Raw genomic sequence first — 15,620 nt, forward strand, 5'->3', positions numbered from 1 at the left:
TGTCAATTCAGGCGCTAGATAGAGACATAATCTAAACTATATAGCAGCCTACTCCAGTAATCTTCACTACAGAAAAATAAAGACATTAAAGTACTCCAGATATGGGACTAAACACCTAATATATGTTTATCTTTTCCACCTAGCCAGACTAAATATTCATTCTCTATTGCCTGCTTATACGCCCAGTCAGCAACCCGATGCGAACGTTGCAGATCGGTTAGAAAACCTAATTGAGAAATTTCCCGAACAATAGATTGATCATGTAGATAGTTCCGCTCCTGCCACTGTTGCAGAAATTGTTCTGACGCCAAATAATTACTTTTTTGTGAGTTGCACTTTTCATCCGCCAGGACAAAATTATGTCCGGTATCGGCAGGATATAATGACCATGGAATAAAATGATCCACGGCATATTTTGAATTTTTTAGGCTTTTGCCACAGTAAAAACACTGGCATTGCTGTACGTCAATTAAGAAGTCCGCGACCTTCCCCAGTTGATTGCGACTTGGGGCAAACATGAATTCATCTAGATCAGGCAAACCATCCAGTACCACTAGGTTCTGCTTGTTTAGCCGAACAAAATCAATCCAGCGCTTCTGGCACAACTCTTCAATGATTTCACTAAATTGTCTTAAGCAATACATCACCTTGGGCAACAGCTTGAGGGACTGCTTGGAATCTTCAAGACTATAGAGAAACTCTATGGTTTGACCATTCAAATTCTGCAAATACACCACCGGCATTTGCTTTACCGTTGTTGCAACTGCTCGCTTCAACCTGTTCCAGTAAAGTACATCCTTTCTCAACGCGGCCAAGGTCTTGAATTGTTGCTGTGCTTTCTGGATTTCACTGATGATCTTTGCCTGCTTACCAGTGCTTTGATGAATAGTAAAAGGCTCATACTGGTTAAACTGAAACGGCAGTGACTGTTTCCAGTATAAGTCAATAAACTTTTCAGCAATATCCTGATATTCTAAATGCAAGGCAGCACCGGTATCTTGACCCTGTTCAATCGCCAGACGCGTGATACTTATCAGCAAAGCAAACTTATATGTCGAAGTAAAAGTCCCTGACTGCAATATCTGCTGAATATGCTTTAAGAATTTCAACTGTTCTTGAGGGGTTGGTATTTCGGCTATACTGAATAACATATCTAAGCCTGCACTTTTCTAATCAGAATATTCATCCACTCTTCTGTACGCTCTGGACGTTTATCTACAGTAATCCATTGTTGTAACAGTAAAGCCTGATCGATCTGCTTAAGTAAGTCATGAGCTTGCTGTTCATTCAAGTCAGTAAAGCTACGCCCCTCTATCTCACGGTCTGTATTGCCATACTTAAAAGACATGTAACACACACCATTTAGCTTTAATGCTTTGAATATAAGCCCCAGCACTTCAGTTAGGCGATCTCTTTCACAATGTAAAAGAGATGCACAAGCCCAAATACCATCGTATTTATTATTCTCAGCTAGGTCATAAAAACTTTGCTGACGTACTTCAATATTGGTCAGCTCCCTGGCCTTTTTAACCAGCTCGGCAGAATAATCAATTGCCTCAACTTGATAGCCTTTTTTCTTAAATGCCAAAGTGTCCCGCCCCGAGCCACAGCCCAAATCCAGGATCAATGCCTGTTCCGGCAAATATCTTAGAAATGGTGCGTAAAGACTTTCCATTTCAACCTGATAGGTATTTTCAAAAAATGCTTGAGCATGTTGATTGTAATAATTTGATGTTTGATTCATTGTCTAAAAGCCAATATCTTATGTTAAAGAACATACTGATTTTTCACTAGATAAGTCAAATGATCAGTCCTATGAATGAATCAAACTCTTATTTCACTGTATCCGGACAACTGAGATAGAAACCAAACTGGTTCTTGTAAATGGAAAAAATATGGGCTTCAGATTTCGCAAGAGTATTAAACTGCTACCTGGATTAAAAATTAATCTGACACACAAAGGTATAAGCAGTGCAAGCATTGGCAAACCTGGTGCTTCCTTAAATATTGGCAAAAAAGGCACCCGAACCAGCGTTGGTATTCCTGGCACAGGCCTATCCTATTCAAAACACCAGCCCTATAAGAACAGAGCTGGCAACCAAGAGAATCCTGTTCAGGAACAACAACCGTTCTATACATCACATACTGAGCAACCCAAATCGAATGTCTGGATTTGGGTAATTTTTGGATTATTTTGTTTTATTGTCGGGGCAATTATTTTTTGAATTTAGCCATTCTTTGTATCCTATAATATCCCCTGCTAGGCAAAATTTAATTCATTCATTACTATGGACGGATGTTAAATACAATAAAGGCTGCCGCTGATGTCTGATAATGACAGTACTCTGGATTATGATGAAAATGATTTAATCGATTCTCCCTTGTCTCAAATTTTACAAGAGGATAATGAGCAAATTGAAGTTCTAATTTATCGATTACCTGATAGTGACTGGACACTGGAAGTGGTAAACCAAAATGGTACTTCTACGGTATGGGATGAAACATTCCCATCAGATCAGGAAGCTCTATCTGTCGCTTTAGATGGAATTAAAGCCGCAGGCGGTATTAAGGCCTTTTCCGAACTCAGTGACCTCGAAGCAAAGAAAAATATTTTTCCTGAATCACTTACTCGCCATTAAAAATGAAGTTGCTGGCTTGGATCTGAGTCAGTATTTTTTGGATTCTTAGAACCTGTCGCGATGATAGGTTCACTTCAACCCAAACCCATCTAGTGTTGAAGGGTCAAAATTTTCATCAAACATAAACTCATCTGCTCGCTCTTTTTTTAATGTCGCAAGTGCATAAAAAAAACATTTCTCACATAACTGCAATTCATATCTTTCCCCATCATGCTTAGAACCATAGCCCCAATGCGCAGATAAAGTTCCAAATTCCAATTTCGTTGATTGGTTGCATACATCACATACAACATCTGTAACAACTTCTACCTGTTTCAGTTGTTTAATTTCCATATACGGCTCCCGATATCAATCAAGTTGAATTTATCTACATACTTATCAAAAATTGATTCCTGTTTGGTTTTAATTACCATTAAAAAAAGATCAAAAATACTATATATAGGGTTTTTATAATTTTACAACACAATATACGGCATATTCAGCCATTGCTCCTCTATTAAAAAATAGATGAATATTACTGTATTGTTTTTACTCAATGCCGTTTATGGATTTGACATCTGAACTACTTTTAAAGTTTCCAAAAACACAGATAAAAGCTGTAAAAAATTTTCAAAAAATCAAAATTATGATTGATCCAAATGCTTATGGTTTACATCTTTGCTACTTAAATATATTTCAAAAACTTGCTGTAGATTTAGATATTTCTAATCGCATAAAAGAGCTCCATGTATGGAAAAGCGAAAAAATTGATGGCTATACCATCTTTAATAATATCCACTTATATCTAAGCTATGTAAAACAAGATGTTAAAGAAATCACTTTAATTATCCATCAACAACCTACTTTTTCAGATGATGAATTAGTATTTCTTAAGGAGTTATGCAGTCGTGAATTTATTCAATTTATCAAAACTGTAAAACTTGACATCAAGTCGTTAAATCCAAGAAAAACTTTACATTTGATTAACACTCATCTTTCGCGTCAAACGTTATTAACACTTAATAAAAAGACTTCGTTCAAACCTCATCATCAAATGAGTCTAGAACTACTCGCACAATTACTTTCATGTTCTCGTAATCAACTCAATCAACGTATAAAAAATATCAAGCAAGAACGTACACAAATTTTTACTGAATTATCACAACACAGCAGGTGTGCAAAAGAACTAATCGATTGCTCTGATAGTTGCATAACTGCAGAAAAAATTTGGAGATCTTGATGTTTAACGAACTAAACGAGCATATTGATTTACCCGTTATTTCACTACAAAAAACGATTGAAAAACTGTTCAATGATGAGCAATTTGAACGTGCACAACATATTAACTTTATAATTAAATTATTATCTTCTCAACAGACTGACAACTTTTTAGATGGTCTCAATCTCGATTACTTTAACGCCGATATAAAATTTCAGTCAGATTTACCAAAGCCGTCGGTAATCTCTTTTTCTAAAAAAGTTAAGATCAGCAATCTGCCAATCACGTCATATATCAATTCAATTGCGCAACTATCTGAATCACAAACTCATGCGCAGCATTGGAATATTTTAGTTTTAAAAGCGGCAATTTATTTAATTGCTCTTCCTGAGCTTAAACCAGAGCTTTTTAAACAAGCACACACAGAACACTTCAATACCGTAAAGCGCTTATTCCAGCGCTTTAGGACTGCAAATAAAAATTTAGATACTGAAAAAAAATATCATAATACAGAAGAATATAAACGCCTCTGGAATGTCTATCTTAAAGATCTAACGCTGAGCTTAGAGCAATTTATTCAACATCTGATCACATTAGATACGGATGAATTGCCTGAGTTTGATCGCAATCTACTCAATGATATTCGCATTACTTTTAACTATGTTTTAAAAAACAAAGCGAAGATTGCACGTGCCAGTATCGATACACAGCTTCAACATCAGTTTCTTGATGAAGAACAATTCATTGAAGAAAGTATCGAAATCAAAAAAGGGGCTAAATCTAAAGCACTGAATATAGAAACATTAATTGATGAACCAGTTGATCGACAGATAGTTGTTGATCCAATTCGCGTTACACCACTCGCAGCACATTCAGAAACAAGTCAAAGCTATGTTCTACCGCTTGTTGCAAAACATATTCAACGCAAAGAACATTTATTCACGTCGAGTAGTTTTTTCCCGAATCCATCTAGCGTGAATCATCTACTGAAAAGACTTCATGTGGACTACTCTGAACATCAAAGCAAAAGTGCCTTGATCCTGCTGCTCGCATTTTTAACAGGCAACAGTGTGAATGAGTGGCTATATATACAAAGCAAGCGAGCTAAAAACTTCAATAACCGCCAAAAATTGATTAATAAAAATGATCAATTTTTCTTAAGCAGTAAATTTAATGTATTTGAGAACCGAGATTTTGAGTACTCAGATAGCCTGCTCAACCAGACCATCTATTTAGACATTCCAATACCCAATATATTTATTACGGATCTACGTGAGATGGATTCGGTTAGTTTCGATGATATACAGCAATATTTACGCAAATTAAGACAAGAATTATTAATTCCAAAACTGTCTGTCGTAAAGGTGAGTTCTCTACTGCATCATACGGTTCTTGCAAAAATAGGGAATAAACAACTCGCAGATTTAATCACAGGGATTGATGCCAATCAGTCATCATCTGTTTCTTATTGTCATCAGAATATCCCACGATTACATGCACAATATATTGATATTCTAAAATCACTTTGTGCAGATGTAGCAAGCACATATGAAAGCTGTGTACCTTTGCTCTCTGATTCCATAACTCATTTTGGTAGTCGTAAAGCTCCAAAACCACAGGTAATTACAGAGATTTTTGCTGTATTGAAATTTAATATTTTTTCACAAGCCGAAGATGACCTAATTTCAATCTTTAATCATTACAACATCTGGCTATGGCATATCCTCCTTCTTTTTACAGCAGCACGCCCCGTTGCTGAATTCCCTGGATTTCTTAAAAACTTTAATTTAAAACGCCAAATTTTGATGGTTTCTGACAAAGAAGTAGGCGGCCGCAATGGATTCGGACGTCTAATCCCACTTTGTTCATTTTTAGTTGAAGAGATAAAAAAATTCCTTAAATTTTTAGAATATTTTTCGACTCAAATCATGATGAGTCATCCAGCTTTAAGTGATGTTATACAACAAATAGAAGCAAGTAAGCTGCCCTTTTTGGGAATCATCCAAGATGATGAGTGGAAACCACTAAGTCCTTCTACAGTCAAAGATTTCCATCCTGAATTAGGACTTGATCATGCAAATTGGCATCGCCATACAGCTCGTGCATTTTTGACTCATAAAATTACTGAACCTGAGATTTTAGCTCTCTTTGGACATGAGCTCATGCAACAAGAAGCAGCACATCCTTTTTCCAGTTTATCACTATCTCAATTTTCTAAAATTGCGAATGTTTTAGAGCAAATGAAAGATCAATTTAAAATTAGCGGGATTGAAGTTCATGTCATCATTCAATAAAAAAATCCCAAAAAAACGCTATGCTGAAGATAGACGTCAACTTCAACGTAATAAATTAGAAAAGAACCTACGAGCTAATGCAGAACAAGAGCTCCGACAGTACTTTGATGAGCAAAAATTCTCAAATGAAGACTTAATTCAAGCTTATCCTGCAATTTATGAGTTTATTAAACGTAAAGCACCGAATCTTGCCTGGAAAAAATATGCTCATGAATTCTTCCGAACATATATCAAAGACCTTAATAAAAGCAATAGCCTAGACCTCCCACTACCTTATCTCACCTTTGAGATGAAACGCGATGAACCAATTTTCACCCTAGATTGGATCCAAGCCGGTCATGAAATTGACATCATCCTCGAAAAACTGTGGGATTACTGGATTCTTGCTCAAGATAGTTCCGCTTTTTCTGATGATGAAATTATCGGGAATATTCTACTTTGCTCAATGTTATACGGTGGATTAAATCAAACAGCTTCATTAAATGCTTTGCTTGAACATTTAAAAAACCCTGAAAAAATCCAAAAAATTTTCGATTTTAATATCATCTTTTTAGAGCCACTTTCTCCAAGCTATGGCGATCTATTTGTTGATGAAAAAACAATACGAAAATCGCGTAATTTTGTTCCAGATCAACTCACACGACTCTGGCTCATTCACTTCAATACAAGACAAATTCGTGACATCAGTCTAGACGTGAATGCGTATCTGCACCTCATTTTTCAAAAAATAAAACATCCATACACCAACAAGACTTTTAAGTTTTTACGTGACTACGCCAATTTTAATTGGCTACAACTGCAGAATGCAGATGTTGATCCTGCCCTCTCACAATGTTTGTTAGAAAATACACTCACGTGTGGTTTATCAGAACATGAGTTTGAAAACTTTGCATTCCCAAAATTTAAAACTCAATTAAGTGATGAAATCGAACGAAATGTCTCTTCTACAGCCAAAGTCCTACCAGATCTCAATACGTCTGAAGCGGTAGAGAATGTGATATTTATTCATAAAAACTTGCTGAAAATAATTCGCACATCATCAACGGAACAACCTATTGCTGAACTCATTATTGATTTTTGCCTGCGTCACCAAGAGCAGTTTAATGAGTTTTCTAAACGTATTATTTTGTGGCTCATCAGTCTCTATCGACCAAGTTCAGCGCAAATAAAAAAATTATCAGCCACCTTTGATTTTGATACAACTCAGTACACGAAGGCATTTCAAGACAATCAAAAACTCGCAGATAGTTCAATCTATACATATTACACCCGGATCGCAGAACCGTTTTTAACTCATGCCTTACAATACTTCGATGCCGACGATGACATTAATGATCTGCTGAACAAAATCTATCAACAAATCATTAGTAATACACGACTTGCTGATGAAGCAGATCGACCTGAGTTTAAAAAATCTAAAGACCAAACAATCCGCATGTTGAAACGCTTTCACACCTTTCAACAAATTGTTTTTCAAGCAGAAGATTTTGAACTTGAATTTATTGCATCGCAAAGTCGACCACGGGCACGCATCATAGGTCATACAGCCTTCCAGGTCATATTAAAGAAGTTAAATCAGCTCTTACATGACCAATCCATCTCAGACCATCACTATAAATTATTAAAAATCATTTATATTTTGGCTTACCGTACTGGTATGCGTATTAACGAAATACTCGGGTTACGTGTAAAAGATATCGAGGGTTTAAATCAATTTTCTATCTGGGTTCAACCTTATGGTTCAAAAAAACAAGGGAATCAACATCTGCTCAAAACTGATAGTGCGGAACGGATTGTGCCTGCCTACGCTTTGCTTAAAGATGATGAGTACCAATTTTTTAGCGATTTTGTTGTTGAAAAACGTTTAGAGAATAAGAAAAGTTTATATTTATTCAGCAACTTGAATGAAAATGAAAAACTGAATAAACACACTGTCACCGTGCCCCTAAAACTGATATTGAATCAGGTCTTTAAAGAGCATCATTATTCATTTCACTCTTTTCGTCACACTACAGCGAATCACTTATCACTGTTACTCAACTGCGAATATGCACCACTTGTGCAAAAGCTGACTGACTATAGCGAAGACGAATATCAAAAAATTCGAGCTGAGCTACTTCAGAATCAACATGGACAAAACCATTGGTTTGTTATTGCACATCTCTTAGGACATATAGAGCCAGTTGAAACTTTCAAAAGCTATATTCATTTAAGTTATCTAATAGCTGGTCAAAAACTACTAAAACATCATCCAGATATGCCTAATGAACTGGCTAAAAAAATCATGGGCCACAATGCAACGTTTAAAAATTTGAAAATAACAAATGATGAAAAAGACTTTAATTTTGAAAAAAACCAGGCAGTTCTAGCAACTATGTTATTGAACGATCAAACAAACTGGCTCCAAAGTAATGCTACTGACATTCTTAACGAACTGTCAGTACAAACAAATCAACCCCATGACTTTTTTGCTTTCTTCGCCGGCACAGAAGATTCTAAAATTTCACTTCAACGCTTTTATGAAACACTCAACTTATTAGAGACTACTCACGATCCTAAAAGTGCAGCTCAACGTATATGCTTACCAGAAGAGCTCGTAAATTATTGGTATGAAAATGCCCTAAATTTAGCAGACATTAAATCAAAAAAAGGGAATCCTCGTTTATTTAGTATTGATAGCTCAACCCTTTTAAAGCCAGCGATGCTTGATACCGCTGAAGAGCTTCACGCTGTGACTTATTTTTTTGAACATCTACAGAAAATAACTCGCAAAAATCCAATACAAATTGAATTCATTTTGAATGTATTTTTGAGTCGAGTGACCGCATCACACACAGGTATCCATTATCGCTGGAAGGATATCAATCAACTCGAACATTTTTATTCCCAGGTTAAGGCTTTATTTCCTGCCAAATTTTGGCACTTACTTGGACAAGATTTGCAAACAAAGTTAGATGCTAAACAACAGCCTCAACTTTTCAAATTAGCAAAAGCATCAACAGATAAACATCCATCGACTCTAGAGGAGTTTCCTCGTCTGCAACTCTATTCAGTAAAAGATGGTCATGCTCTTGCGGCATTTAAGTTTTGCTTACATATAGCATGTATTGGTCGCCCACGATCTGTTCAGCTTAATGACTTAGATGACATATCTCCTGCTACCCTACATAAGCCTATGGCTGTATTACACCAAGAGGAACTTTTTAAAACTGATTAAATCACCGTTAGATTGCCTAAAGCATTTCACTTTAATGGCAACGAAGTTACTATTAAACGTTTTACTCGTGGTGTCTTGTTACTACCTATCGATTTTCCGTAATCGTGACTTTCGTATTGAACCGTACCGGGTTTGTCGGAGACTCAATATTCTGAGAGACTATTCCGATGAAAAAACCAACCTATACCCCCGAAATTAGAGAAAGAGCGGTTCAATTACTAATTGAATCTGAAAAAGATTATCCTTCTACTTGGGCTGCAATCACAGCAATTGCGCCTAAGATTGGTTGTACTCCTGAAACACTTCGTGCCTGGCATCAAAAGCATTTAGATCAGCAAAATCCTATTAAAGTACAACAGATATCTGATCAAGAAAAAATGAAGCAAATGGAACGTGAAATTAAAGAATTAAAGCGTGCCAATGAAATTCTACGTAAAGCAGCCGCTTTTTTCGCCCAGGCGGAGCTCGACCGCCCACACAAATAATGGTGGATTTCATCCATAACAATAAAGACTTATATGGTGTTGATGCGATTTGTAGGATTTTACCGATCGCAGCTTCAACCTATTACCGAACTTTAGATCTCGCTGACAATCCAGAACATCGAGCGAAACGAGATCTACATGATGAGCATCATGCTGAACAAATTAAACGAATTTGGAAGGAAAGTTTAGGGTAAGCGTCCGCTGATCCCCACTTTTTCTAACTCATTAATACCGCGATAGTGTCCACTAAAATTTAAGTGGACACCTATCTATGGATTTAAAGTAAGCGTCCGCTGAACCCCACTTTTCTTATTTTCTCAATATCCCGATAGTGTCCATTATTTATTAAATGGACATTATGTTTATGGCCTTAGACACTTTTATAGACACTGAACAAACGACAGAAAGAACCCGCAGAATCTTCGCAACTGATTTTAAACAGCACCTGGTCGAGCTTTGCCTGCAGCCAGACACATCGGTGGCCAAGGTGGCAATGCAACATCAGGTCAATGCCAATCTGCTACATAAATGGATTCGCCAGTCCAGATCAATGGTCCCGGCACTAAAAAGCCCACCCAGTCCACAGACCGACTTTCTTCCCGTCATTCTTCACCCGACTCCAGTCAGACAAGAAGCACCTCTGCCACCTGACGCAACTAAACAAGAAACACCTCCACCACCTGTGCCGGAGAAGAAAGCTACCGCCCATATCAGGATTCCACTGCATGAGGAACAAGGTTCCGTAAGGGATCAGATGATCGAAATCGAATGGCCGGTGGAGTCTGCAACTGAATTACTGTTGCTGATCCAGGGTTTGACTCAATGATCCGCATCGAAGAAATTTGGCTTGCTACCCAACCCATGGACATGCGTGCAGGGATGGATACTGTCATGGCTCAGGTGCTGAGAGCCTTTGGCTACATCAAACCGCATTGCGCTTACCTGTTCTGTAATAAACGTGGCCATCGCATGAAAGTAATGGTGCATGATGGACTGGGCATCTGGCTCTGTGCCCGGCGTTTGGAACAGGGAAAATTTCACTGGGCTCAAGTTCACCAAGGTGAAACCGTGGCCCTCAGCCCGGAACAGTTACAGGCATTAATCCAGGGTTTGCCCTGGCAGAGAATTGGATTGCAGCAAGTGGTGACTATGCTCTAAACCAAGCTCGGCCATTCTGCCATCCTCCAAACGTTCTATTTCATTCTATTCATGACCTCAGGCATACTGCGGTCATGAATACACTGCCTGACTTAAGCCAACTGACCCATGAACAACTGCTGGAATTCACCAGACAGTTGGCGCTGCAGCATCAACAACTCGCAGAAGATAAACAACAATTAGATGCCAAAGTTCAGCATCTTGAAGTATCCAATCAGCAATTAGATGCCAAAGTTCAGCAACTTGAAGTATCCAATCAGCAATTAGATTCTAAAGTTAAATCTCTCTCTATTCTCAATCAAAAATACGAGCATGAACTTGCGCAGTTTAAACGGCATAAGTTCGCCAAGAAGAATGAACACTTAACAGCCAAACAAATCCATCTGTGGGATGAAGCGGTCGAAGAAGATATTGCCGCTGTTGATCTGGAATTAGAACGATTAAATGCAGGTAAAACTGATGCATCCGCGCAGAAAGCCACAGCAAACAAACCTAAACGTCGACCACTGCCAGATCACCTGCCAACCCTCCGTATTGAGCACGAACCTGCCTCAACGCAATGCAGCTGTGGCTGTACATTGCGTCGTATCGGCGAAGATATCAGTGAAAAACTGAATTTCAGGCCGGCACAGTTCTATAAGGAACAACATATCCGTGGTAAATGGGTCTGTGATCAGTGTGACATCCTGACTCAACAAGCGATGCCTGCCCATGTCATTGATAAAGGCATTGCCAGTGCAGAATTGCTGAGTCATGTGCTGGTGTCGAAATATGCTGATCATTTACCCTTGTACCGTCAACGCCAGATTTTTCTACGTGCGGGAATTGATTTATCCAGATCCACTCTGTCAGATTGGGTTGGTCGCTGTGGGGTTGAACTTGAACCCCTGGCAGATGCCTTAAAACATGTAGTGTTGCAACAACAGGTGATGCATGCGGATGAAACGCCAGTAACGGTGATGCAGATCGGTGAGAAAAAGCCGAAAAAGGGTTATGTCTGGGCCTATGCCACCACACAGAATAATCCAGTTCAGGCGGTGATCTATGACTTTCAGGATAGCCGTTCTGGCCAGCATGCTGAAGACTTCCTGAAAGGCTGGCAGGGTTATCTGGTCTGTGATGATTACAGTGGTTATAAAGCACGCTTTAAATCTGGTCAGATCATTGAAGTGGGCTGCATGGCACATGCACGTCGTAAATTTCATGAACTGCATGTGACCGGGAAAAGTCAGATCGCTGAACAGGCATTAGTGCTGATTCAGAAATTATATGCGATAGAAGCAGAATTAAGAAAAAAGACCGATGGTACAGCGCAACAACGCTGCGAATACCGGCAACAGCATAGTCGACCTGTCATGCAACAACTGTATGAGTGGCTCAACCAACATCATCTGACGGTGCCATCGAGTTCCGCCACCGCCAAGGCAATCAATTACAGGCTAAAACGTTGGACTGCTTTAAGCCGCTATCTGGATGATGGCAATCTACCCATTGACAATAATTGGATAGAGAACCAAATGCGTCCCTGGGCCTTGGGGCGTAAGAACTGGCTGTTTGCTGGCTCGCTGCGCAGTGGTCAGCGAGCGGCGAACATCATGACGCTGATTCAGTCAGCAAAGCTGAATGGGCTTGATCCGTATGCCTATTTAAGTAATGTGCTAAAAAGGCTGCCGACACATAAAGTGACCCAAATAGAAGAATTACTTCCACACCGCTGGAAACCCAACTCAAATTAAAAAATAGCTATGGGGCTCAGCGGACGCTTACTTAGATCGTTTACGGATGAGCCATGCTTATAGTGTTACTTTTGATAATGGTAAGGAATTTGCCGAACACAAAAGAATCACTGATGCCGGCATAGATACGTATTTTGCTGATCCTTACAAGTCTATTCAACGAGCAAGGAATGAAAATACGAATGGTTTAATCCGGCAATATCTGCCAAAATCATCATCGTTTGATGACGTGTCAAACGAACAAATAGAGCAGATAGAATTTGCACTCAACCATCGTCCTAGAAAAACACTAGGTTGGTATACGCCTAGTGAAGTTATGGCTGGTTTTTATACTGTTGCACTTGCCGCTTGAATCCGCCAATATTAATGGAATGACTTTAAATTCACTTTTATAACTAAGCAAAGCCACAATTAATCAGAAATTATGATAAGATCAGCTTTCTTAAAAATGTGTTTTTTATAAAGATGAATTGCTTAGGTAATTTTTACTGTCTTTAGCACATTTTATTATTTTTTCTTTTTTTTAATTCACATCCTATTTTGAACAGATTTTTAATCGCTCAATTTAGGATTGTATTTGCTTATCTTTATAATGCTTATATTTCAAATCCTAAATTGTGACACTCAAAATTGGAGAGGTAATTAAGAACTCAAAACTAATGGAGATAGCAATGGATCGAATTGCAATTATTGGTGCTGGCCCAAGTGGCATGGCCCAATTAAGAGCGTTTCAGTCAGCAAAGGCCAAAGGTCTACAAGTTCCTGAAATTGTATGTTTCGAAAAACAAAATGATTGGGGCGGGCTATGGAACTATACTTGGCGCACTGGTATAGATGAACATGGGGAACCTGTCCACGGCAGTATGTACCGCTATTTATGGTCAAATGGCCCCAAAGAAGCGCTAGAATTTGCCGATTATACTTTTGATGAACATTTCAAAAAACCAATCGCTTCATATCCGCCACGTGCAGTACTGTGGGATTACATCAAAGGCCGTGCAGAAAAAGCACAGGTCAAAGATTTAGTCCGTTTCAATAGTGCCGTTCAGCATATTGCCTATGATGAAACAACGCAAAAATTCACGGTAGATGTCGAAGATTATGCACAACAACAGCACTATTCAGAACAATTTGATTATGTTGTCGTTGCATCTGGACACTTCTCTACCCCACGTGTTCCTGTTTATGAAGGCTTTGATCAATTCCATGGTCGCATTTTGCACGCACACGACTTCCGTGATGCGCTGGAATTTAAAGGTAAGTCTGTGTTATTGGTTGGCAGCAGCTACTCTGCCGAAGACATTGGTTCACAATGTTATAAATACGGTGCTAAGCAAATTTACAGTTGCTATCGCAGTAAAGCCATGGGTTTTAAATGGCCTAAAAACTGGTCTGAAAAGCCACAATTACTGCGTGTAGATGAAAATACTGCTTATTTTGGTGATGGAACATCTGCCAAAATTGATGCCATTATTTTATGCACAGGCTATTTGCACCACTTCCCATTTATTGAAGATAACCTACGCCTCAGAACACATAACTGCCTTTATCCGCAGGGTTTATATCAGGGTGTGGTGTGGGAAAAGAATCCTCGCTTGTTCTACTTGGGCATGCAAGATCAATGGTACACCTTCAATATGTTCGATGCGCAAGCATGGTTTGTCCGTGATGTGATTTTGGGCAAAATTACTTTACCAAGCACGGCAGAAATGCAGAGCCATACGCAGACCTTACATGAAAAAGAGCAGCGCCTATTGAACGATGAACAATCTGCCCGCTTCCAAGGCGATTACATCAAACGCCTGATTGCGCAGACGGACTATCCATCATTCAATATTGATGCAGTGCATGATATTTTCATGCAATGGAAAAAGCATAAAAAAGAAAACATTATGGGCTTTAGAGATAAAGTCTATCGCTCAGTAATGACTGGAAAAATGGCTAAGCCACATCACACGCCATGGTTATATGCGCTAGATGATTCTTTAGAAAGCTATTTGGAAGATGAAGCGCAGCGTGGAGCGATGTAAGGCTTAATCACAAAAAGCCACACAATACGCAGCAAAATAGCCAACAAGCCCCATAAGTTATGGTCATGGGGTTTGTTGTTTGGACTGCCACCACTCTCCGAGACAAATAAGGCCGTACAGCCTTTACGACGTAACAACCCTGATGAACATGAACCTCTCGAAGCAAAGAAAGAAATCCTTTGCCTTAAAGCACCGAACGTTTCAATTGCTTCGGTCGCTTTGCAACATGGATTGAATACAAATCTTGTATCCAAATGGATTCGCTTAATTGATGCTAAGCCAGGGAATGATCGCTCACCACTACCGAATAAACCTGCATTTATTGCCTTATCTTGCTCTGCACCATTAGATCCTACTCCTACTGACATGTTAACGGTTCAAATTACTTTACCCCACTCAAAAGCAGAAATTGACTTGAAATGGCAAGTATCAGAAATATCTGCTTTAGCAGAATTACTCAAGGCACTTGCAACATGATCCATATCGATGAAATCTGGCTCTCTACCCAGCCGATGGACATGCGTGCGGGTATGGATACTGCCATGGCTCAGGTGCTGAGAGCCTTTGGCTCGATCAAACCGCATTGCGCCTACCTGTTCTGTAATAAGCGTGGCCATCGCATGAAAGTGCTGGTGCATGATGGATTGGGCATCTGGCTGTGTGCCCGGCGGCTGGAACAGGGAAAATTCCACTGGGCTAAAGTTCACCAGGGTGAAAATGTAGCCCTCAGCCCAGAGCAGTTGCAGGCACTGATCCAGGGTTTACCCTGGCAGAGAATTGGACGACAGCAGGTGGTGACGATGCTCTAAACCAGGCTCGTACATTCTGCTATTCTCCAAACGTTCTATTTCATTCTCTTCATG

At 39.1% G+C, this 15,620-nt stretch carries 14 protein-coding genes, 2 pseudogenes and 1 other annotated feature; of the genes and pseudogenes, 13 read left to right on the top strand and 3 right to left on the bottom strand.

Annotated elements, in window-relative coordinates:
* Positions 1-107: 107 nt before the first annotated feature.
* Both MZO21_RS12190 and MZO21_RS12195 read right to left on the bottom strand, forming a co-directional pair.
* Positions 108-1,151, bottom strand: a complete 1,044-nt coding sequence (locus MZO21_RS12190; protein ID WP_180039811.1) for an HNH endonuclease — start codon at positions 1,149-1,151, stop codon at positions 108-110.
* 2 nt (positions 1,152-1,153) lie between these two features.
* Positions 1,154-1,744 (bottom strand): class I SAM-dependent methyltransferase, encoded by a 591-nt coding sequence (locus MZO21_RS12195; protein WP_016658949.1) that lies wholly within the window; start codon positions 1,742-1,744, stop codon positions 1,154-1,156.
* A 151-nt stretch (positions 1,745-1,895) separates the two neighbouring features.
* Here MZO21_RS12195 and MZO21_RS12200 point away from each other — a divergent pair, with 151 nt between their 5' ends.
* Together MZO21_RS12200 and MZO21_RS12205 are read left to right on the top strand one after the other, a co-directional pair.
* Positions 1,896-2,225, top strand: a complete 330-nt coding sequence (locus MZO21_RS12200) for a DUF4236 domain-containing protein (protein ID WP_248102568.1) — start codon at positions 1,896-1,898, stop codon at positions 2,223-2,225.
* A 99-nt stretch (positions 2,226-2,324) separates the two neighbouring features.
* Complete coding sequence (locus MZO21_RS12205; protein ID WP_248102565.1) at positions 2,325-2,639, top strand: hypothetical protein; 315 nt, start codon at positions 2,325-2,327, stop codon at positions 2,637-2,639.
* A gap of 69 nt (positions 2,640-2,708) precedes the next feature.
* Here MZO21_RS12205 and MZO21_RS12210 read toward each other — a convergent pair whose 3' ends face one another.
* Positions 2,709-2,972, bottom strand: coding sequence for a hypothetical protein (locus tag MZO21_RS12210; protein WP_005094670.1), 264 nt, complete (start codon positions 2,970-2,972; stop codon positions 2,709-2,711).
* A 211-nt stretch (positions 2,973-3,183) separates the two neighbouring features.
* On the opposite strand from MZO21_RS12210, the gene MZO21_RS12215 reads away from it, so the two are divergent.
* The 11 genes and pseudogenes from MZO21_RS12215 to tnpB (MZO21_RS12265) all read left to right on the top strand — a co-directional run bounded on the left by MZO21_RS12215 (position 3,184) and on the right by tnpB (MZO21_RS12265) (position 15,566).
* Positions 3,184-3,858 carry a hypothetical protein gene (locus MZO21_RS12215; RefSeq protein ID WP_180164545.1) on the top strand — a complete coding sequence of 225 codons (675 nt, stop codon included), beginning with the start codon at positions 3,184-3,186 and terminating at the stop codon, positions 3,856-3,858.
* Positions 3,858-6,131 carry a hypothetical protein gene (locus MZO21_RS12220; RefSeq protein ID WP_248102562.1) on the top strand — a complete coding sequence of 758 codons (2,274 nt, stop codon included), beginning with the start codon at positions 3,858-3,860 and terminating at the stop codon, positions 6,129-6,131. Before MZO21_RS12215 ends, MZO21_RS12220 begins: the two co-directional genes overlap by 1 nt.
* The gene (locus tag MZO21_RS12225) at positions 6,115-9,348 is read left to right on the top strand and encodes a tyrosine-type recombinase/integrase (protein WP_248102559.1); all 3,234 of its coding nucleotides are present in this window, start codon (positions 6,115-6,117) and stop codon (positions 9,346-9,348) included. The genes MZO21_RS12220 and MZO21_RS12225 overlap by 17 nt, the downstream gene beginning before the upstream one ends.
* A 167-nt stretch (positions 9,349-9,515) precedes the next feature.
* Positions 9,516-10,024, top strand: a pseudogene (locus MZO21_RS12230) (transposase); the annotation flags it as partial.
* Positions 9,791-9,907: a sequence feature (AL1L pseudoknot), on the top strand. Its footprint overlaps the pseudogene before it by 117 nt.
* A 173-nt stretch (positions 10,025-10,197) precedes the next feature.
* Entirely contained in the window at positions 10,198-10,659 is a 462-nt protein-coding gene (tnpA, locus tag MZO21_RS12235; protein WP_131290353.1) for an IS66-like element accessory protein TnpA, read from the top strand.
* Complete coding sequence (gene tnpB, locus MZO21_RS12240; RefSeq protein WP_248102556.1) at positions 10,656-10,991, top strand: IS66 family insertion sequence element accessory protein TnpB; 336 nt, start codon at positions 10,656-10,658, stop codon at positions 10,989-10,991. Before tnpA ends, tnpB (MZO21_RS12240) begins: the two co-directional genes overlap by 4 nt.
* A gap of 74 nt (positions 10,992-11,065) precedes the next feature.
* The gene (gene tnpC / locus MZO21_RS12245; protein WP_248102553.1) at positions 11,066-12,727 is read left to right on the top strand and encodes an IS66 family transposase; all 1,662 of its coding nucleotides are present in this window, start codon (positions 11,066-11,068) and stop codon (positions 12,725-12,727) included.
* Positions 12,728-12,758: 31 nt separating this feature from the next.
* Positions 12,759-13,079, top strand: a pseudogene (locus tag MZO21_RS12250) (IS30 family transposase); the annotation flags it as partial.
* 319 nt (positions 13,080-13,398) lie between these two features.
* Positions 13,399-14,757 carry an NAD(P)-binding domain-containing protein gene (locus tag MZO21_RS12255; RefSeq protein WP_248102550.1) on the top strand — a complete coding sequence of 453 codons (1,359 nt, stop codon included), beginning with the start codon at positions 13,399-13,401 and terminating at the stop codon, positions 14,755-14,757.
* Positions 14,758-14,829: 72 nt separating this feature from the next.
* A complete protein-coding gene (locus MZO21_RS12260) occupies positions 14,830-15,234 on the top strand; it encodes an IS66 family insertion sequence element accessory protein TnpB (RefSeq protein ID WP_248102547.1) in 405 nt (134 codons plus the stop codon).
* Entirely contained in the window at positions 15,231-15,566 is a 336-nt protein-coding gene (gene tnpB, locus MZO21_RS12265) for an IS66 family insertion sequence element accessory protein TnpB (protein ID WP_157797526.1), read from the top strand. The genes MZO21_RS12260 and tnpB (MZO21_RS12265) overlap by 4 nt, the downstream gene beginning before the upstream one ends.
* The last annotated feature ends 54 nt before the right edge of the window (positions 15,567-15,620 follow it).

It is taken from the genome of Acinetobacter portensis (assembly GCF_023158935.1).
Lineage (GTDB): Bacteria > Pseudomonadota > Gammaproteobacteria > Pseudomonadales > Moraxellaceae > Acinetobacter > Acinetobacter faecalis.